We start from the raw sequence: 18,798 nt of genomic DNA on the forward strand, positions 1-18,798 counted from the left end.
CCGCCGGGCATCAGGGGCGCAAGGCCCTCCGCACCACCGACCGGGTGGGCGGAGGGCCTTTCCCGTGCCCGCTCGCCGGCCCGGCTCCTCCGCCGCTCCCCGGAGACACGAAAGAGGCCCGCCGGGCGCGTACCGCCCGGCGGGCCTCTTCGGCGACGGCTCTCCGTCAGCCCTTGCGGCCGATGAGCTTCCACGCGGTGGGCAGCGCGCCCATGGCCAGTGCGGCCTTGAGCGCGTCGCCGATCAGGAACGGCACCAGGCCGGCGGCGACGGCCTGCCCCAGCGTCATGCCGGTGGCGAGCGCCAGGTACGGCACGCCGACCGCGTAGATGATCAGCGAGCCCAGGGCCATCGTGCCGGCCATGCGCAGCACGGAGCGGTCGGCGCCGCGCCGGGCGAGAGCGCCGACGACGGTCGAGGCGAGCAGCATGCCGAGGACGTACCCGAGCGACGGGATGGCGTACCCGGAGGCCGACTGCGCGAACCACGGCACGCCCGCCATACCGGCGACCAGGTAGAGCCCGAGGGAGAGGAAGCCGCGGCGGGCACCGAGCGAGGTGCCGACGAGCAGGGCGGCGAAGGTCTGGCCGGAGACCGGGACGGTCGAGCCGGGGACGTCCACGGCCAGCTGGGCGGATATGCCGGTGAGGGCGGCGCCGCCGACGACGAGCGCGATGTCGCGGGCACGGCTGGCGGGCAGCAGGTCCGCGAGGACGGCTCCGGTACGGATGGGGGCGGCGGCAGTGCTCATCAGGGGGCTCCGCGGGGTGAGGGCAGGTGAGGACAGCCCGACGCTAGCCCAGGAGTGAACGGGCGATCACCGTCTGCCCATGACAAAGCGCCGGCTGAGCGGTTGGTGGACTTCACACAAAGGCTGCCACTCATGCATGACATGAAGTGACGCTCGTCACGAGCGGCTCTTGACGGACCGTCCGTTTTGCACCACGGGGTCTCCAGCGGAGAGACTGTCGAGTCCCACCAAACACCCACGATCCGCACCTGTGAGAGTACGAGCGCCATGCACGACGCCCCTCCGGCCGCGCCGCCGGCCCCTCCGGCCCCGGAGCCCGAGCCGCTCTCGCACGGCCTGAAGCAGCGGCACCTGACGATGCTCGGCCTGGGCGGGGTGATCGGCGCCGGGCTGTTCGTCGGGTCGGGCGCCGGGATCGCGGTCGCGGGTCCCGGGATCGTGCTGTCGTACCTGATCGCGGGTGCGCTCGCGATGCTGGTCATGCGGATGCTGGGCGAGATGTCGGCGGCGATGCCCGCGTCGGGCGCCTTCTCGGTGCACGCGGAGCGGGCGCTGGGGCGCTGGGCCGGCTTCTCCGTCGGCTGGCTGTACTGGTTCCTGCTGGTGGTCGTGCTGGCGGTGGAGGCGTCGGGAGCGGCGCGGATCGCGCACGGCTGGGTGCCGGGGGTGCCGCAGTGGACATGGGTGCTGCTGTTCATGGTGGTGTTCACCGCGACGAACCTGGCGGCCGTGAAGAACTTCGGCGAGTTCGAGTTCTGGTTCGCCGCGCTGAAGGTCGGCGCGATCGTGCTGTTCCTGGCGCTCGGCGTCCTCGCGATCGGCGGCTGGCTGCCCGACACCGCCCCGGTCGGCGTGGCGAACCTGACCGGGCAGGGCGGATTCCTGCCGGCCGGCTGGGACGGGGTCGTCTCCGGTGTGCTCGCGGTCGTCTTCGCCTTCGGCGGCCTGGAGGTGGTGACCATCGCCGCCGCCGAGTCACGGGACCCGGCGCGCAACGTGGCCCGCGCGGTGCGCAGCGCCGTCTGGCGCATCCTCTTCTTCTACGTCGGCTCGATGCTGGTCGTCGTGACGCTGCTGCCGTGGACCTCGATGGAGCCGGGGCAGAGCCCGTACGTCGCCGTACTGGACGCGATCGGCGTGCCCGCGGCCGGGCAGATCATGAACGTGGTCGTGTTCGTGGCGCTGCTGTCGGCGCTCAACGCCAACCTGTACGGGTCGTCGCGGATGGTGTTCTCGCTCGCGGAGCGCGGCGAGGCGCCGGCCGGGCTGCTGAAGGTGTCGGGCGGCGGGGTGCCCCGGCGGGCGGTGCTGGCGTCGGTGGCCTTCGGCTTCGTGTCGGTGCTGCTCAACCTCGCCTGGCCGGACTCCGTATTCCTCTACATGCTGAACGCGGTCGGCGCGGTGCTGCTGTTCGTCTGGGCGCTGATCGCGGTGTCGCAGCTGCGGCTGCGGCGGCGGATCGAGCGGGAGGCGCCGGAGAAGCTGACGCTGCGCATGTGGGGCTTCCCCTGGCTGACGTGGACGGCACTGGCCGCGATGACGGCGGTGCTGGCGCTGATGCTGGCCGACGAGGGCACGCGCCCGCAGGTGCTGTGGTCCGCGGGGGCGACCGCGGCGGTGCTGGCGGTGGCCGGGGTACGGGAGTGGCGGCAGCGTCGGAACATGTGAGGGAAGTGTGTGCAAACCTTCACACTGTGTGAACAGGGTGTCCGTATAGCGGGCAAAGGTTCCCTGTGAGCGGTGCGCCCGCCCAGACTGTGGGCCGTTCTCCCCGTCTCGGCTCACGAAGAGGCTCGCCCATGTCACGGACCTCCGCGCCGGCGCCGGCGGACTCGGCCCTCCCGGCCGACTCCCCCGCCCCGCTCTCGCACGGACTGAAGCAACGCCATCTGTCGATGATCGCCCTCGGCGGTGTCATCGGCGCGGGTCTCTTCGTCGGCTCCGGCACCGCCATCGCGGCCGCCGGCCCGTCGATCGTACTGGCGTACGCGATCTCCGGCGCGCTCGTGATGCTGGTGATGCGCATGCTGGGCGAGATGGCGGCCGCGAACCCGGCCTCCGGGTCGTTCTCCGTGCACGCCGAGCGGGCCATCGGGCCGTGGGCGGGCTTCACGGCGGGCTGGTCGTTCTGGTTCCTGCTCTGCGTGGCCGTCGGCCTGGAGGCCATCGGCGCCTCGAAGATCATGACCGGCTGGTTCCCGGGGACCCCTGAATGGGCCTGGGTGGCCCTGTTCATGCTGGTGTTCTGCGCCACGAACCTGGCCGCGGTGAAGAACTTCGGCGAGTTCGAGTTCTGGTTCGCCGCGCTGAAGGTCGTCGCGATCGTGCTCTTCCTCGGCATCGGCGTGCTGGCGATCACGGGCGTCCTGCCCGGCACCGACTCCCCGGGCGCCACCAATCTCACCGGCCACGGCGGCTTCCTGCCCAACGGCTCCGAAGGTCTGATCGTCGGTCTGCTCGCCTCCGTCTTCGCGTACGGCGGCCTGGAGACGGTCACCATCGCCGCCGCCGAGTCCGAGCACCCGGTGCAGGGCGTCGCGAAGGCCGTGCGGACCGCGATGTGGCGGATCGGCGTCTTCTACATCGGCTCGATGGCCGTGGTCGTCACGCTGCTGCCGTGGACCGACAAGGCGGTCGCCGAGAAGGGCCCGTACGTCGCCACGCTGGAGCACCTCGACATCCCGTACGCCGGCCAGATCATGAACGTCGTGGTGCTGGTCGCGCTGCTGTCGGCGATGAACGCCAACATCTACGGCGCCTCGCGCATGGCCAACTCCCTGGTGGCGCGCGGGCAGGGCCCGAAGGTGCTCGGCCGGATCTCCGGTGGCGTGCCGCGCATCGCGGTCCTCACCTCCTCGGTCATCGGCTTCGGGTGCGTGCTGCTGAGCTACTGGCGGCCCGACGACGTCTTCGTCTGGCTGCTCAACATGATCGGCGCGATCATCCTGGTCGTCTGGATCTTCATCGCGGTCTCCCAGCTGGTGATGCGCCGCCGGCTGGAGCGTGAGGAGCCGTCGAAGCTGGTCGTGCGGATGTGGGCGTACCCGTACCTGACGTACGTGGCGCTGGCCGGCATGGCGGCGGTGTTCGTCCTCATGGCCCGCGAGGACGGCACGCGGGTCCAGCTGTACGCCACGGGCGGGCTGACGCTGGCGCTCGCGGCGGTGGGCTACCTGCTGCAGACGACGCGCGGGAAGACCGCCGCGGCGGCGAAGGACCCGGACGCGGCCTGACGCTCGTCCGTGAGCGAGAGGGGCCCCGGCGCACCGCGCGCCGGGGCCCCTCTCGTGTGTGCGGCACACGAGGTGCCGGGCCGCGCCGACCCGGCGCAATCCGTCGGACACCCCCTAGCGTCCGGCGGTATGAGACGACGCTCGGTACTCCTGGCGGCGGGTGCCACCGCCACCGCCGCCCTCTCCCCCTCGCCCGCGCGCTCCTCCGCCGCCCGCCCCCGACCGCCCGCCCGGGCGGCCCGGCCGCTGGTGATCGGCCACCGCGGCGCGGCCGGCTGGCGCCCCGAACACACGGCCGCCTCCTACACCTTCGCCGTCCAGTGCGGCGCCGACTGGATCGAGCCCGACCTCGTCGCCACCCGCGACCACCAGCTCGTCGCACGCCACGAGAACGAGATCTCGGCCACCACGGATGTCGCCCGGCGCCCCGAGTTCGCGCACCGCCGCACCACGAAGACGGTCGACGGCCGGTCCGTCACGGGCTGGTTCACCGAGGACTTCACGCTCGCGGAGCTGAAGACCCTGCGGGCGGTGGAGCGCCTCCCCCTCGTCCGCAACCGCAACACCGTCTTCGACGGGCGCGAGCAGCTGCTGACCTTCCAGGAGGTCGTCGATCTGGCCCGCGGGCTCTCCCGGCGGTACGGCCGGACCGTCACCGTCTTCCCGGAGACCAAGCACCCGGCGTACTTCCGCTCCCTCGGGCTGCCGCTGGAACCGGTGCTGGCGGGTCTGGTGCGCCGCAACCGGCTGGGGCCGCACGAGTGCGTGATCCAGTCGTTCGAGCCGTCCAGCCTGCTGCGGCTCGCCCACGAGGAGCGGCTGCGCGTCCCGCTGTGGCAGGCCCTCGGCACCACCGGCGGACCGTACGGCCACTCCCTCACGTACGCGGAGATGACGACGCCCGACGGGCTGCGCGCCGTCGCGGCGTACGCGCGGTGGATCGGGCCGGACAAGTCGTCCCTGGTGGCGCCCTCCACGCTGCTGGCGGACGCGCACGCGGCGGGGCTCGCGGTGGGCGCGTACACCTTCCGCGCCGAGAACCGCTACCTGCCCGCCGCACTGCGCCGCGGCACCGGCCCGGACGACTTCGGCGACGCCTTCGCCGAGTACGCGGAGCACTACGCGCGAGGGGTGGACGCCGTGGTCACGGACTTCCCCGACCTGGCGGCGGCCGCGAGGGACACGGTCCGGTCCTAGGACGAAGGGCTGATCAACTTTGACCCACTCCTGCTGCTAGCCTGCACTTGCATAGAGGTTGCAATAAGCGGCACAGCGGTCGGAGGGCCCGGACATGGCGATCTACACACTTCCTGAACTTCCGTACGACTACGCGGCGCTCGAGCCGGTCATCAATCCGCAGATCATCGAGCTGCACCACGACAAGCACCACGCCGCCTACGTCAAGGGAGCGAACGACACCCTGGAGCAGCTGGAGGAGGCCCGCGACAAGGAGCAGTGGGGCTCCATCAACGGCCTGGAGAAGAACCTCGCCTTCCACCTCTCCGGCCACATCCTGCACTCCATCTACTGGCACAACATGACCGGTCCGAAGGAGGGCGGCGGCGGCGAGCCGCTGGCGGCGGACGGCGTGGGCGAGCTCGCCGACGCGATCGCCGCGTCCTTCGGCTCCTTCGCCAAGTTCCGGACCCAGCTGTCCAAGGCCGCCGCGACGACCCAGGGCTCGGGCTGGGGCGTCCTGGCGTACGAGCCGGTCAGCGGCCGCCTCATCGTCGAGCAGGTCTACGACCACCAGGGCAACGTCGGCCAGGGCTCGGTGCCGATCCTGGTCTTCGACGCCTGGGAGCACGCCTTCTACCTGCAGTACAAGAACCAGAAGGTGGACTTCATCGAGGCGATGTGGCAGGTCGTCAACTGGCAGGACGTGGCGCGGCGGTACGCGCAGGCCAAGGAGCGCACGCCGCTGATCGCGCCCTGAACGCGGCGCCTCGAGACGCCCTGCTCGTGATCGTCTTCTCAACCTTCACGGGGCAGGCGGATGAAGGAAGGCCCCCTGCGAGGACAGGACTCGCGGGGGGCCTTCTGTGCGCGCCGGCCGCCGGGGGCGCCGGCTGCCGGTGCCGCCGGTGGTCAGGGATGCCGCTGCCGGGGTGCCGGCTGTCAGAGGTTGCTGAAGTCCGGGCTTTGGGTCCGGGTCCGCTTGATCTCGTAGAAGCCGGGGATCGACGCCACCATCAGCGTGCCGTCCCACAGGCGGGCCGCCTCCTCGCCCTTCGGGGCGGGGGTGACGACCGGGCCGAAGAAGGCGATCTGCTCGCCGTCCGCGCCCGGGACCGCGATGACCGGCGTGCCGACCTCCTGGCCCACCTTCTCGATGCCCTCGTTGTGCGAGGCGCGCAGCTGCGCGTCGTAGGTGTCCTTGTCGGCGTACTCGATCAGCGACGCGGGCAGGCCGGCGTCCTCCAGCGCCTCGGCGATCGCGGTGCGGGTCGGGCCCTCGCCCTTGTTGTGGAAGCGCGTGCCCATCGCGGTGTAGAGCCGGCCCACCACCTCGTCGCCGTGCAGCTGCTGGGCGGCGGTGACCACGCGGACCGGGGCCCAGCCCTTCGGGCCCAGCAGTTCGCGGTACCGCTCGGGGAGCTCGTCCAGCTTGTTCTCGTTGAGGACGGCCAGGCTCATCACGTGCCAGCGCACGTCCACGGGGCGGACCTTCTCCACCTCCAGCATCCAGCGGGAGGTCATCCAGGCCCACGGGCACAGCGGGTCGAACCAGAAGTCGGCGGTGGTCCTGCTCTCGGACATGTCTCTCCTCGGAGATTCGGATAAGGGCCGGGGTGCGCCTGGACGGGCAAACACCTGCGGGGGCCGGAGGCATTCCCGCGCACCGGCCCGTCAGTGGCGCGTGGGAGGATCACTGCTGTCGAAACGAGCCACGAAGGAGTTGCCCGTGCCCGGTGAGAATCTGTCCCGCGACGAGGCCCGCGAGCGGGCCGAGCTGCTGACCGTCGACGGGTACGAGGTCGCCCTCGACCTGCGGTCCGCGGTCGGGGAGAGCGCGTCGGAGCGGCGGACGTTCCGGTCGGTGACGACCATCCGGTTCCGCTGCCTCACGCCGGGCGCGTCCACCTTCGCCGACCTGGTCGCCCCCGCGGTGACCGCGGTCACCCTGAACGGCCGGGAGCTGGACCCCGCGGTCGTCTTCGACGGCGCGCGGATCGCCCTGGACGGGCTGGCGGACGAGAACGTGCTGGTGGTGGACGCCCAGTGCGCATACAGCCGCACCGGTGAGGGCATGCACCGCTTCGTCGACCCGGAGGACGGCGAGGTCTACCTCTACACGCAGTACGAACCGGCCGACGCCCGGCGCGTCTTCGCCAACTTCGAGCAGCCCGACCTGAAGGCACCGTTCCGCTTCGAGGTGACCGCTCCCGAGGGCTGGACGGTGTGGAGCAACGGCGCGGAGGAGTCCCGGGAGGGCGGGGTGTGGCGCTTCGCCGAGACCGCTCCGATCTCCACGTACATCACCTGTGTCGTGGCCGGCCCGTACCACTACGTGACGGACACCTACCGGCGCGGCGACCTGGAGATCGCGCTGGGCGCGATGTGCCGCAAGGGGCTGGCGAAGCACTTCGACGCGGAGGACGTCTTCCTCGTCACCAAGCAGGGCTTCGACTTCTTCCACGACAACTTCGACTACCCGTACCCCTTCGGGAAGTACGACCAGGCCTTCGTCCCCGAGTACAACCTCGGCGCGATGGAGAACCCCGGCATGGTGACCTTCCGCGAGGAGTACATCTACCGCGGCAAGGTGACGCGGGCGGCGTACGAGCGCCGGGCGAACGTCATCCTGCACGAGATGGCGCACATGTGGTTCGGCGACCTGGTCACCATGAAGTGGTGGGACGACCTGTGGCTGAAGGAGTCCTTCGCGGACTTCATGGGGTCCTTCTCGCTGGCCGAGGCCACCCGCTTCACCAACAGCTGGGTCACCTTCGCCAACAACCGCAAGGCGTGGGCGTACCGGGCCGACCAGCTCCCCTCCACGCACCCCATCACGGCGGACATCCGTGACCTGGAGGACGCCAAGCTCAACTTCGACGGCATCACCTACGCCAAGGGCGCGGCCGTGCTGAAGCAGCTGGTGGCGTACGCGGGGCGGGAGGCGTTCCTGGAGGGCGCCCGGCGGTACTTCAAGCGGCACGCCTACGGCAACACGCGGCTGGAGGACCTGCTGTCGGTGCTGGAGGAGACCTCCGGCCGGGACATGTCGGCCTGGGCGCGGTCGTGGCTCCAGACGTCGGGCGTCGACGTGCTGGCGCCGTCCGTCGCGTACGGCGAGGACGGCCGCGTCGCGGAGCTCGCCGTGCTCCAGGAGGGCGAGGAACTGCGTCCGCACCGGGCCGCCGTGGGGCTGTACCGCCTGGAAGGCGGCGAGCTGGTGCGGTACGCCCGCGCGGAGGTGGACGTCACCGGCGAGCGGACGGTCGTGGCGGAGCTGGCGGGTGCCGAGCGGCCGGCGCTGGTGCTGGTCAATGACGACGACCTGACGTACTGCAAGGTCCGCTTCGACGAGGGGTCGCTGGAGACGCTGCGGGCGCACCTGGGCGACATCACCGACCCGCTGGCGCGGGCGCTGTGCTGGTCGGCACTGTGGAACCTGACGCGGGACGCGCTGCTGCCGGCGCGTGACTTCGTCGGTCTGGTGCTGCGGTTCGCGGGGCGCGAGTCGGACATCGGCGTGCTCCAGATGCTGCACGCCTGGGCGCGGACGGCGCTGACGCACTACGCCGCCCCGAAGTGGCGCGAGGAGGGCGGCCGGCTGGTGGCCGCGGGCGCCCTGCGGGAGCTGCGGGCGGCGGAGCCGGGCAGCGAGCACCAGTTGACGTGGGCGCGGTTCCTCGCGGCGACGGCGGCCACCGACGCCGACTTCGCGCTGCTGGAGGGCCTGCTGGACGGCTCGGTGGCGTTCGACGGACTGGACGTGGACCAGGAGCTGCGCTGGTCGCTCCTGGAGCCGCTGGCGGCCCACGGCCGCGCGGACGAGTCCGTCATCGCCGCGGAGCTCGCCCGCGACGACACCGCCTCGGGCAAGCGGCACCAGGTGCGGTGCCTGGCGTCCCGCCCGTCCGCGGCGGTCAAGGCGCAGGCGTGGGCGCAGGTCGTCGAGTCGGACGCGCTGTCGAACGCGCTGGTGGAGGCCACGATCGCGGGCTTCGCCCAGCCGTCGCAGCGGGAGCTGCTCGCGCCGTACGCGCCGGTGTACTTCGAGGTGATCGAGCGGCTGTGGGCCGAGCGGTCCATCCAGATCGGCATGGACGTGGTGCGGGGCCTGTTCCCGTCCCTCCAGGACGACCCGGCGACGCTGGAGAGGGCGGACGCCTGGCTGGCCGCCCACGCCTCGTCCGCCCCGGCGCTGCGCCGCCTGGTGCTGGAGGCGCGCGACGACCTCGCCCGCGCCCTGCGCGCCCAGTCCTGCGACGCCTCGGCGGCCTGACCGCGCGGGGCCGGGCGGCGCCGGGCGGCCCCCGGGGCCGGTCCCGTCCGGTCCCGGGCGGGTCCTCGGGGGCCCGTCGCAGGTCGGGGCGTTGATCGGGGTTCCTGATCGGCCATCGAACGTCCGTACTTTAGGACGGGGTCGTCCCGGTATGTCGACGGACGTGTAACAGCGGTTAGGGGGTGGCCGGTCGGCGGGAATCCCCCGGGCATGACGAACACCCCGCTCTCCCCCCGCCCCCTCTCCCCCCACACCGAGGTCCGCCGCCGCGTCCTGTCCACCGCGCAGCTGCGGGCGCAGGGGGTGTCCTCCGCCGAGGCCGGTGCGCGGTGCCGGCCCGGTGGACCGTGGCAGCAGGTGCTGCCGGGTGTGTACCTGCTGCACCCCGGGCCGCCGACCAGCGAGGAGCGGCTGCACGCCGCGCTGCTGTACGCCGAGCGGCGCCCCGGCGCCACCGGCGAGGCGATGATCACCGGGCTGGCGGCGCTCGCGCTGTACCGGTTCGCCGCCGCGGCGCCGCTGCTGTCGCTGGACCGGATCGACGTGCTGGTGCCGCGCACCCGGCGGCTGCGGTCCACCGGGTGGGTGCGGATCGTGCGGGCGCACGCCGAGGTGCCGGCGGCGCACGAGGTGACGGGCCTGCCGGTCGCCCCGGTGACCCGCGCCCTGACCGACGCCCTCGCGGAGATCGGCGACGCCCGTACGGTGCGCCGGCTCCTGACCGAGGCGGTGCGCGGCGGGCATTGCGAACCGGCGCCCCTGGTGCGCGAGTTGACCAGGGCGCGGCTGCTGTCGCGGGAGCACGTCGTGGGCGCCGTGGACTCGCTGCTGGCCGAGGGGCGGGCGCGGGCCGAGGACCGGCTGTACGAGATGGTGCGGGCCCACGGACTGCCCGAGCCGCTGTGGAACGTGGACCTCCGGCTGCCCGGCGGCCCGCACCTCGGCGGGGTGGACGCGTACTGGCCGGACCACTCCGTCGCCCTGGAGCTCGACACCCGCTCGCCCCGCCAGGACGGGGAGGACGCGGTGTGGACGCAGTACACGCGCAAGCGGGAGCACCTGGAGCGGCTCGGCATCACCGTCGTCCACATCACGCCGAAGAAGCTGCGCGAGGCACCGGAGCAGCAGGCGGTCGTGGTGCGGACGGCGCTGATGGCGGCCGGGGACCGGGCCCCGGCCGCGTACGTCGTGGTGCTGCCGAGGTGAGACGCCCGGGTGCGGCGGCCCGGACGGCTCAGCCGCAGAACTCGGCTTCGACGACCGCCTGCATGTCGCCCGCCCAGTCACCGTTGATGTTCATGGCCAGCGAGTGCTGCCCGTTCCGCGTGGCGACCATGTCGGAGCCCGATCCGTGGATGCCGCCGCTGTGGCCCCACACCTCCTTGCCGCAGCTCAGCTTCTGCACGGACAGCCCCAGCCCGTAGCGGACCGACGGTGTGTCCGCGCTCACCGGGACCGTGGTGGTCATCTCCTTCATCTGCCGCGGCGGCAGCAGCTTCCCCTTGAGCAGCGCCCGTACGAAGCGCTGGAGGTCGGCCGAGTCGGAGACCATCTCGCCGGCCGCCCAGGCGATGGACGGGTTCAGCTCGGTGACGTCGTGGACCGCTCCGCCCGGCTCCGCGGAGAGGGTGGAGTAGGCGCGGCCGCTCGGCTTCGGCATCCGCGGGTCGGTGCCCGGCACGCTCGTGGCACGCAGCTTCAGCGGGGTGAGGATGCGGCGTTCGACCTCCTTCCCGTACGGCCGCCCGGTCGCCTTCTCGATGACCATGCCGGCGAGGACGTAGTTGGTGTTGGAGTACCTCCAGTCCGTCCCCGGCGCGAAGTCGGGCCCGTGCTGCATCGCGATGGCCACGAGCTGCCTTGGTGTCCAGGTGTCGTAGCGGTGCTGGAGGAAGTCCGGGCCGAAGACCTTCTTCTGGAAGCCGGGGTCGGCGGTGACGTTGTAGATGCCGCTGGTGTGGTTGAGCAGCTGGCGGATCGTGATCTTCCGGCCGTCGTGGCCGTTGCCGCGCACGACGCCGGGCAGCCACCGCTCGACGGTGTCGTCCAGGTCGAGTCTGCCCTCGGCCTCCAGCTGCAGGACGACGGTGGCGACGAACGTCTTGGTGATGGAACCGACGCGGTAGCGGTCCCGGGGCATGCGCTCGCGTCCGGTGCGCATATCGGCGACCCCGGCGGCGCCGTTCCACGTGCCGTCGCGATCCTGTGCCTGGGCGAGCGCGCCGGGCACCCCTTCCCGTACGACGGCCTCCAGGGCCGCCTGGGTCTTCGTGTGGTCCGCCCGGGCCTTCGCGTGGTCCGCGGTGGTGCCCGTGTGCGCGGCCGCCGGGACGGTGAAGGCGGTGGCGGCGAGGGCCGCCGTCACCATCGCCGCCGTCAGCGCCCTCTTCCGTATCGCCATGTGCGTTCCCCTCGCTCCTCGACTGTGGTCGCCGGACAGGACTCCGCCGGGGCGGGGGGAGTTGCGCGGGGCCGCGGGGTTGAGCGCGTTTCAGCCTTCCTTGATCACCTCCGGGTTGGCGGGTGAGTACGCGGGCGCGGACCAGCGCAGCGGGCTGGCACCCTCCCGCTCCAGGACGTGCTCGACGGTGAAGCGGACGGTGCGTCCGCCGGTGTCGAACGCGGTGCGCGCGGTGCCGGTGAGCTGGAGCGTGGTGCCGCCGGTCCAGTCGAGGAACAGCAGCCCGGCCCGGCCGTCGGCCTCCAGGTTGCCGAGGGTCAGGAACATCGCGTTGCCCCGGTAGTCGGGCCAGCTCAGCTCGGTGGGCGACGTGACGCGTACGAAGCCGGGGTTGCCGCCGCGGTGGCTGGCGTCGGCGCCGTGCCCGGGCGCGACGGTGGCGATGAAGAAGGTGTCGGCCGCGCGGACGAACGCGCCCTGCGCGGCGGTGAGACGTTCGCCGTGGCGCACGGCTCCGCTCCCCCGGCCGCTCCCGGCGCCGAGCAGCTCGCGCTGCTGGAGGTACTTGGGGCAGTTGGAGAAGACCTCCCGCGCCGCGATGGTGAGGCCGCGCGCGCTGGGCCGCGCCGTGCCGTTGAGCCGCATCCGGCGCCGGGTGCGCGGGTCGAGGGCGATCGTGCCGACGGGGACGCCGGGATCGACGGGGGCGCCGCCGGAGGTGTCGGGTGCTTTGGGGGGCCGGGTGAGCACGGCGGCGAGCGGGTCGCCGTCCGGTACGCCGCCGGCGACCGACACCGCGTGCGGTCCGGTGGCCCGCACGAAGCCGGGCGCGCCGGTGAGCAGGGAGCTCCAGACGCGGCCCTCGTCGTCGGCCGCGCCGAGCACCAGCTGGGGCTGGAGCTCCAGGAAGGCGGCGGCGACCGGGCGGATGCCCGGGCCGATGGAACGGCCGACGTGGTCGGCGAGCTCGCGCACACCGAGGCGGCGCTGCACGGCGAGCGAGCCCTCGTGGTAAGGGCCGGACATGGCTGCCTCCTAGAAGAAACCGCAGGTGGGGGCGGCGGCGTAGGGGGCGGGGGCTCCCTCGGCGCCGCTGGGCGCGTAGATCTCCAGGCGGGTGCCGTCGGGGTCGTGGAAGAAGATCCCGCCGGAGGCGGCGCCCTCGGCGTGGGCGACGACGCCGTCGTGGGCGAAGTCGACGCCGTGCGCCGTGAGCCGGGCCTCGGCCTCCCGGACCCCGTCCAGGCTCTCGGCCTCGAAGGCGAGGTGGTGGAGGCCGGCGCGGGCGGGGGCGTACGGGCCGTCGGCCTGCTGCCAGAGGGCGAGCTCGACCCGGCCGTCCCGGCCGAGGAAGGCGAACCGCCGGCCGTCCTCCTTGCCCTCGCGGAGCACCTGGAAGCCGAGGAGGTCCCCGTAGAAGGCGAGGGAGCGTGCGAGGTCGGTGACGTTCAGGCCGATGTGGCCGGTGCGCAGCGTGGTCGTGGTGATCGCGGTCATGGCTGATCCCTTTCGCCGGTCGATCTCTAACCGTTGAAATAAACTTTAGGGGTTAGAAGATCGGCGTGCAACCGGTCACGTACGATTGAGGGGTTAGATGTGCACGGCAGGGAAGGAACCGCCACCGATGGCCGCATCCGATCCGCGCCCGCTCGTCGGCGAGCCGGTATCCCTGGACCTGCTCAACACCCGATGGGTCCACGAGGGCGCCGAGCAGGACCTGCTCACCGGCACCGCCGGGCTGGCGGTGTGGCTGGCGGCCAACGGCCTCGACACCGGCGGCCGCTTCCGGGCCGACGCCCGCACCCTGGAGCGCACCCTCGCCGCGCGCGACGCCCTCGCCGCCGTCGTCGCCTCCCCCGGCGACCGCGCCGCGGCCGCCCGGCTGAACGAGGTGCTGGAACACGGCCGGATCCGGGCCGTGCTCGGCCCCGGCGGCCCCGCCGAGGAGGCGGAGTTCGCCGACCCGTCCTGGGGCCCCGGCTGGCTGGCCGCCCGCGACTACCTCCACCTGCTGCACACCGCGCCCGACCGGATCCGCGCCTGCGCCCACGAGGCGTGCGTCCTGCACTTCCTCGACACCTCGCGCAACGGCACCCGGCGCTGGTGCTCGATGGCGGTCTGCGGCAACCGCGCGAAGGCGTCGCGGCATTACGCGCGCAGCAAGGAAAGTTGAACGGTCGGCCTAACTGCCTGCGGAAACCGGGGGATTGACCTCGTTCGTCCCCGGTGGCGTACATCCCGCGGTGGCGGATGTACGCCATGACCCCCATCGCGTCTCCAGCAACCCTCCACAAAACCCTGTTCCGTACGAAAGGGTGAGCGGTCATCCGGCACCACATACCGGACCCTCTCTTTCACATACAGGGATGCTGATGACCACCCTCGAATCCCAGGGCTCCATACCAGGGAGCCCGACCCCCGGCCACAGACGGACGGCGCGCGTCGTCGCCGCCGCCGGCCTGGTGGCCGCGCTGGTCGCGGCCGGCACCGCTCCGGTGTTCGCCGCCGACGACCCGGCAGGCACCGCACCGGTCAAGGCCGCGACCGACAAGCTCGGCGCGGACGACGCCGACCTGCTCGCCGAGGCGCAGGGCCGCGGCGACAAGACCGTGACCGTCATGGTCGCGACCGCCCCCGGCGCGACCGAGCAGGTCGCCGCCCAACTGGACGCGGTCCAGGGCGCGTCGGTCGGCCGGACGTACGACAAGCTCGGCTACGTCCGGGCCACCCTGCCGACCGCGCGGGCGGAGGCCGCCCTCGACGCGGCGGCCGACCTGCCGAGCGTCCACGGCATCGACCTCAGGCACGAGATCGAGCTGGACGACCCGACGCCGTCCGCCGACCGGGCGCAGGGCGCGGAGGTGACCCCCACGGCGGCCGCGTACCCGGGTCCGGACGCCACGACGCCCGCGAAGAACCCGTACAACCCGTCCTTCGAGACGGGCGCGGTCGACTTCGTCAAGAAGAACCCGAAGTTCGACGGCCGCGGCGTGACCATCGGCATCATGGACTCCGGTGTCGACCTGGGTCACCCCGCGCTGCAGAAGACCAGCACGGGCGAGCGCAAGATCGTCGACTGGGTGACGGCCACCGACCCGATCACCGACAACGACGGCACCTGGCGCGCCCAGATCACCCCGGTCGACGGCCCGGCCTTCACGGCGGCGAGCCGCACCTGGACGGCGCCCGCCGGGAAGTACCACTTCAGCCGGTTCTCCGAGGCGATCACCGCCAACGGCGACATGAAGGGCGACGTCAACCGCGACGGCGACACCACCGACGTCTGGGGCCTGCTGTACGACCCCGAGGCCGGCACCGTCCGCGTCGACCTGAACGGCAACAACGACTTCACCGACGACACGCCGATGAAGCCGTACAAGGACGGTCACCAGATCGGCTGGTTCGGCACGGACAACCCGTCCACCGAGGTCGCCGAGCGGATCCCGTTCGTCATCGAGATCCGCAAGGACGTCCCCATGGACCCGCTGGGCGGGACCTGGGTCGGCAAGAAGGCCGACTTCGTCAACGTCGGCATCATCGAGTCCGAGCACGGCACGCACGTCGCGGGCATCACCGCCGCCAACGGCCTGTTCGGCGGGAAGATGAACGGCGCGGCGCCCGGCGCCAAGCTGGTCTCCTCGCGCGCCTGCTCCTGGAGCGGCGGCTGCACCAACGTGGCGCTCACCGAGGGCATGGCCGACCTGGTCATCAACCGCGGCGTGGACATCGTCAACATGTCCATCGGCGGCCTGCCGGCCCTCAACGACGGCAACAACGCCCGCGCCGAGCTCTACACCCGCCTCATCGACCAGTACGGCGTCCAGCTGGTCATCTCGGCGGGCAACGAGGGCCCGGGCACCAACACCATCGGCGACCCGGCTCTGGCCGACAAGGTCATCTCCGTCGGTGCTGCGATCTCCAAGGAGACCTGGGCCGCCAACTACGGCTCCGAGGTCGAGAAGCCGTACGCGATGTTCAACTTCTCCTCGCGCGGCCCGCGCGAGGACGGCGGCTTCGTCCCGACCATCTCGGCTCCGGGCTCCGCCATCAACACCATCCAGACCTGGCTGCCCGGCGCGCCGGTCGCTGAGGCCGGTTACAAGCTGCCCGCCGGCTACGGCATGCTCAACGGCACCTCGATGTCCTCGCCGCAGGCGGCGGGCGCGAGCGCGCTGCTGCTGTCGGCCGCGAAGCAGAAGAACATCGACCTTCCGCCGGCCGATCTGCGCACCGCGCTGACCAGCACCGCCAAGAAGATCAGCGGCATGGCGGCGCACGAGCAGGGCTCCGGCCTGATGAACGTCGTCGGCGCGTGGAAGGCGATCCGCGCGGGCGCCACCGCCCACGAGTACGCGGTCAAGGCGCCCGTCGACACCGCGATCGACTTCGCGCTGAAGACGCCCGGCTTCGGCACCGGCCTGTACGACCGCGAGGGCGGCCTGAAGGTCAAGCAGAAGAAGACGTACGACGTCACGATCACCCGCACCAGCGGCCCGGACCGGCCCGTCCGGCACGAGCTGGACTGGAAGTACAACGACGGCACCTTCGACCTGGTCGGGTCGGGCGCCGTGGTGCTGCCGCTGAACGAGCCGGTAACCGTGAAGGTGACGGCCAAGCCGCTCTCCGCCGGTGTGCACAGCGCCATCCTGGAGGTTGACGACGAGGACACCGAGGGCGTCGACAAGCAGATCCTCGCCACGGTGGTCGCCTCGCAGCAGCTCGCCAAGCCGTCCTTCACGTACACGGCGAAGGGCTCGGTGCAGCGCAACCTCTCGAAGTCGTACTTCGTGACCGTGCCCGAGGGCGCCAAGTCGCTGGAGGTCACGCTCGGCGGGCTGAAGGAGAAGAGCCAGACCCGGTTCATCGCCGTCCACCCGTACGGCGTGGCCGTCGAGGACACCGCGTCCAGCGTCTGCTACCCGCACTACAACCCGGCGAACACCTGCCGCCCCGACCTGCGCTCGTACGCCGACCCGCAGCCGGGCGTCTGGGAGATCGAGGTCGAGTCGCGCCGTACGTCGCCCGACCTGGACAACCCGTTCACGCTGGGCGTGACGCTGCTGGGCGCCTCCTTCGACCCGGCGGTCAAGACCGTCGCCGAGGCGAAGGCCGGCACCCCGGCCCCCGTCGAGTGGAAGGTCACCAACACGTTCGCCGCCCTGGAGGGCAAGCTGAAGGGCGGGCCGCTGGGCTCCGCCAAGGTCGCCGCTCCGACGATCAAGAACCACGAGCAGCAGACCAGCACGGTGACCGTCGGTGAGGGCGTCGAGCGCCTCGACGTCGCCATCGGCAACACCTCCGACAAGGGCGCCGACCTGGACCTGACCGTCCTCAGGGACGGCAAGCAGGTCGGCCAGTCGGCGGACGGCGACTCCGAGGAGAGCGTCTCCCTGGTCAAGCCGGCCCCCGGCACGTACACGATCGTCGTCGACGGGTACGCGGTTCCGGCCGGGTCGACCACGTACGACTACAAGGACGTGTACTTCTCGTCCGCGCTCGGCACGGTCAAGGTCGACGAGACCCGGCCCGTGCAGCTGGCGAACGGCGCGTCCGCGCAGGTCACGGCGGAGGTGCTGGTGAACGGCGCCGCTCCCGAGGGCCGGCGCTTCTTCGGCGAGGTGTCCCTGCTGAACGCCCGCGGCACGGCCGCCGGCACCGGCAGCGTCGTGATCGAGAAGGTCACGCCGTAACACCCCGCACGCGGTGAGTGAGGGCGGGCGTCCGGCCGGACGCCCGCCCTTTCCCGTGCCGGTGGTGCGCCTTCTCACGTCGCGGACAATGAATTGGACAAGGCGGGCGTGGAGAGACGCATCATGGAGCGGCACCAGGGCCGCAAGCACGTACGGAGGAGTCCCCGTGAAGGTAGGAATCGTCGGAGCCACCGGTCAGGTCGGCACGGTCATGCGCAGGATCCTTGCCGAGCGGAACTTCCCGGTCGACGAGCTGCGGCTGTTCGCCTCCGCCCGGTCCGCGGGCACGGTCCTGGACGGCGTGACCGTCGAGGACGCCTCCACGGCCGACTACACCGGCCTGGACATCGTGCTCTTCTCCGCCGGCGGCGCCACCTCCCGGGCCCTCGCCGAGAAGGTCGCCTCCCAGGGCGCCGTGGTGATCGACAACTCGTCCGCCTGGCGCCGCGACCCCGAGGTGCCGCTGGTCGTCTCCGAGGTGAACCCGCACGCGGTCAAGGACCGGCCGAAGGGCATCATCGCCAACCCGAACTGCACCACCATGGCCGCCATGCCGGTGCTGAAGCCGCTGCACCAGGAGGCGGTCCTGACCGCCCTGGTCGCCACCACCTACCAGGCCGTCTCCGGCTCCGGGCTGGCGGGCGTCGCCGAGCTGGACGGCCAGGTCAAGGCCGTCGCCGAGCGGGCCACCGAGCTGGCCCACGACGGCGAGGCCGTCACGTACCCCGAGCCCGGCGTCTACAAGCGCCCCATCGCCTTCAACGTGCTGCCGCTGGCCGGCTCGATCGTCGACGACGGCTCCTTCGAGACGGACGAGGAGCAGAAGCTCCGCAACGAGTCCCGCAAGATCCTGGAGATCCCCGGCCTGAAGGTCTCCGGCACCTGCGTGCGCGTCCCGGTCTTCTCCGGCCACTCCCTCCAGATCAACGCCCGCTTCGAGCGCCCGATCAGCGTCGAGCGCGCGTACGAGCTGCTGAAGGACGCGGAGGGCGTGGAGCTCTCCGAGATCCCCACCCCCCTGCAGGCGGCCGGCAAGGACGCCTCGTACGTGGGCCGGATCCGGGCCGACGAGACCGTCGACCACGGCCTCGCCCTGTTCGTCTCCAACGACAACCTCCGCAAGGGCGCCGCGCTGAACGCGGTGCAGATCGCGGAGCTGGTCGCGGCCGAGCTGAACGGCTGACGCCGGCGCAGAACGCCACGAAGGGCCGCCCCGCGATAACCGTGGGGCGGCCTTCGGCGTCCGTGGAAGGATGACCGGAAACGTCACA

At 72.1% G+C, this 18,798-nt stretch carries 14 protein-coding genes; 9 read left to right on the forward strand and 5 right to left on the reverse strand.

Annotated features, from left to right (window positions below):
• Window positions 1–166: 166 nt before the first annotated feature.
• Window positions 167–751, reverse strand: coding sequence for a biotin transporter BioY (locus ACIA79_RS02315; protein WP_399426162.1), 585 nt, complete (start codon window positions 749–751; stop codon window positions 167–169).
• 267 nt (window positions 752–1,018) lie between these two features.
• Between ACIA79_RS02315 and ACIA79_RS02320 the strand changes: the two genes are divergently transcribed.
• From ACIA79_RS02320 to ACIA79_RS02335, 4 genes are all read left to right on the forward strand, one after another.
• Complete coding sequence (locus ACIA79_RS02320; RefSeq protein ID WP_399426163.1) at window positions 1,019–2,419, forward strand: amino acid permease; 1,401 nt, start codon at window positions 1,019–1,021, stop codon at window positions 2,417–2,419.
• 131 nt (window positions 2,420–2,550) lie between these two features.
• Complete coding sequence (locus ACIA79_RS02325; protein ID WP_399426165.1) at window positions 2,551–3,984, forward strand: amino acid permease; 1,434 nt, start codon at window positions 2,551–2,553, stop codon at window positions 3,982–3,984.
• A 129-nt stretch (window positions 3,985–4,113) separates the two neighbouring features.
• On the forward strand, window positions 4,114–5,181 hold the full coding sequence (locus tag ACIA79_RS02330) for a glycerophosphodiester phosphodiesterase family protein (protein ID WP_399426167.1): 1,068 nt from the start codon (window positions 4,114–4,116) through the stop codon (window positions 5,179–5,181).
• A gap of 94 nt (window positions 5,182–5,275) precedes the next feature.
• Window positions 5,276–5,920: a superoxide dismutase gene (locus tag ACIA79_RS02335; RefSeq protein WP_399426169.1), complete on the forward strand. Its 645-nt coding sequence runs from the start codon at window positions 5,276–5,278 to the stop codon at window positions 5,918–5,920.
• Window positions 5,921–6,102: 182 nt separating this feature from the next.
• Here ACIA79_RS02335 and ACIA79_RS02340 read toward each other — a convergent pair whose 3' ends face one another.
• Window positions 6,103–6,744: a DsbA family protein gene (locus ACIA79_RS02340; RefSeq protein ID WP_399426171.1), complete on the reverse strand. Its 642-nt coding sequence runs from the start codon at window positions 6,742–6,744 to the stop codon at window positions 6,103–6,105.
• A gap of 145 nt (window positions 6,745–6,889) precedes the next feature.
• On the opposite strand from ACIA79_RS02340, the gene pepN reads away from it, so the two are divergent.
• Both pepN and ACIA79_RS02350 read left to right on the forward strand, forming a co-directional pair.
• Window positions 6,890–9,436, forward strand: a complete 2,547-nt coding sequence (pepN, locus tag ACIA79_RS02345) for an aminopeptidase N (protein WP_399426172.1) — start codon at window positions 6,890–6,892, stop codon at window positions 9,434–9,436.
• A gap of 210 nt (window positions 9,437–9,646) precedes the next feature.
• Window positions 9,647–10,642: a hypothetical protein gene (locus tag ACIA79_RS02350; protein ID WP_399426174.1), complete on the forward strand. Its 996-nt coding sequence runs from the start codon at window positions 9,647–9,649 to the stop codon at window positions 10,640–10,642.
• A 28-nt stretch (window positions 10,643–10,670) separates the two neighbouring features.
• Here the strand turns inward: ACIA79_RS02350 and ACIA79_RS02355 are convergent, their stop codons facing one another.
• From ACIA79_RS02355 to ACIA79_RS02365, 3 genes are all read right to left on the reverse strand, one after another.
• On the reverse strand, window positions 10,671–11,837 hold the full coding sequence (locus ACIA79_RS02355; RefSeq protein ID WP_399426176.1) for a serine hydrolase domain-containing protein: 1,167 nt from the start codon (window positions 11,835–11,837) through the stop codon (window positions 10,671–10,673).
• A gap of 90 nt (window positions 11,838–11,927) precedes the next feature.
• On the reverse strand, window positions 11,928–12,863 hold the full coding sequence (locus tag ACIA79_RS02360; RefSeq protein WP_399426179.1) for a pyridoxamine 5'-phosphate oxidase family protein: 936 nt from the start codon (window positions 12,861–12,863) through the stop codon (window positions 11,928–11,930).
• A gap of 9 nt (window positions 12,864–12,872) precedes the next feature.
• Complete coding sequence (locus ACIA79_RS02365; RefSeq protein ID WP_399426181.1) at window positions 12,873–13,334, reverse strand: VOC family protein; 462 nt, start codon at window positions 13,332–13,334, stop codon at window positions 12,873–12,875.
• 127 nt (window positions 13,335–13,461) lie between these two features.
• Between ACIA79_RS02365 and ACIA79_RS02370 the strand changes: the two genes are divergently transcribed.
• From ACIA79_RS02370 to ACIA79_RS02380, 3 genes are all read left to right on the forward strand, one after another.
• Window positions 13,462–14,010, forward strand: coding sequence for a CGNR zinc finger domain-containing protein (locus tag ACIA79_RS02370; protein WP_399426182.1), 549 nt, complete (start codon window positions 13,462–13,464; stop codon window positions 14,008–14,010).
• A gap of 199 nt (window positions 14,011–14,209) precedes the next feature.
• Window positions 14,210–17,527, forward strand: a complete 3,318-nt coding sequence (locus ACIA79_RS02375; protein WP_399426184.1) for a S8 family serine peptidase — start codon at window positions 14,210–14,212, stop codon at window positions 17,525–17,527.
• A 166-nt stretch (window positions 17,528–17,693) separates the two neighbouring features.
• Window positions 17,694–18,710, forward strand: coding sequence for an aspartate-semialdehyde dehydrogenase (locus ACIA79_RS02380; RefSeq protein ID WP_399426186.1), 1,017 nt, complete (start codon window positions 17,694–17,696; stop codon window positions 18,708–18,710).
• Window positions 18,711–18,798: the final 88 nt, after the last annotated feature.

Source organism: Streptomyces sp. NPDC051310, assembly GCF_044455245.1.
GTDB lineage: Bacteria > Actinomycetota > Actinomycetes > Streptomycetales > Streptomycetaceae > Streptomyces.

Excerpts from the sequence above, each read along its gene's own strand:
- ACIA79_RS02315 (WP_399426162.1), bottom strand. The coding sequence starts at position 751 with ATGAGCACTGCCGCCGCCCCCATCCGTACCGGAGCCGTCCTCGCGGAC.
- ACIA79_RS02320 (WP_399426163.1), top strand. The coding sequence starts at position 1,019 with ATGCACGACGCCCCTCCGGCCGCGCCGCCGGCCCCTCCGGCCCCGGAG.
- ACIA79_RS02325 (WP_399426165.1), top strand. The coding sequence starts at position 2,551 with ATGTCACGGACCTCCGCGCCGGCGCCGGCGGACTCGGCCCTCCCGGCC.
- ACIA79_RS02330 (WP_399426167.1), top strand. The coding sequence starts at position 4,114 with ATGAGACGACGCTCGGTACTCCTGGCGGCGGGTGCCACCGCCACCGCC.
- ACIA79_RS02335 (WP_399426169.1), top strand. The coding sequence starts at position 5,276 with ATGGCGATCTACACACTTCCTGAACTTCCGTACGACTACGCGGCGCTC.
- ACIA79_RS02340 (WP_399426171.1), bottom strand. The coding sequence starts at position 6,744 with ATGTCCGAGAGCAGGACCACCGCCGACTTCTGGTTCGACCCGCTGTGC.
- ACIA79_RS02350 (WP_399426174.1), top strand. The coding sequence starts at position 9,647 with ATGACGAACACCCCGCTCTCCCCCCGCCCCCTCTCCCCCCACACCGAG.
- ACIA79_RS02355 (WP_399426176.1), bottom strand. The coding sequence starts at position 11,837 with ATGGCGATACGGAAGAGGGCGCTGACGGCGGCGATGGTGACGGCGGCC.
- ACIA79_RS02360 (WP_399426179.1), bottom strand. The coding sequence starts at position 12,863 with ATGTCCGGCCCTTACCACGAGGGCTCGCTCGCCGTGCAGCGCCGCCTC.
- ACIA79_RS02365 (WP_399426181.1), bottom strand. The coding sequence starts at position 13,334 with ATGACCGCGATCACCACGACCACGCTGCGCACCGGCCACATCGGCCTG.
- ACIA79_RS02370 (WP_399426182.1), top strand. The coding sequence starts at position 13,462 with ATGGCCGCATCCGATCCGCGCCCGCTCGTCGGCGAGCCGGTATCCCTG.
- ACIA79_RS02375 (WP_399426184.1), top strand. The coding sequence starts at position 14,210 with ATGACCACCCTCGAATCCCAGGGCTCCATACCAGGGAGCCCGACCCCC.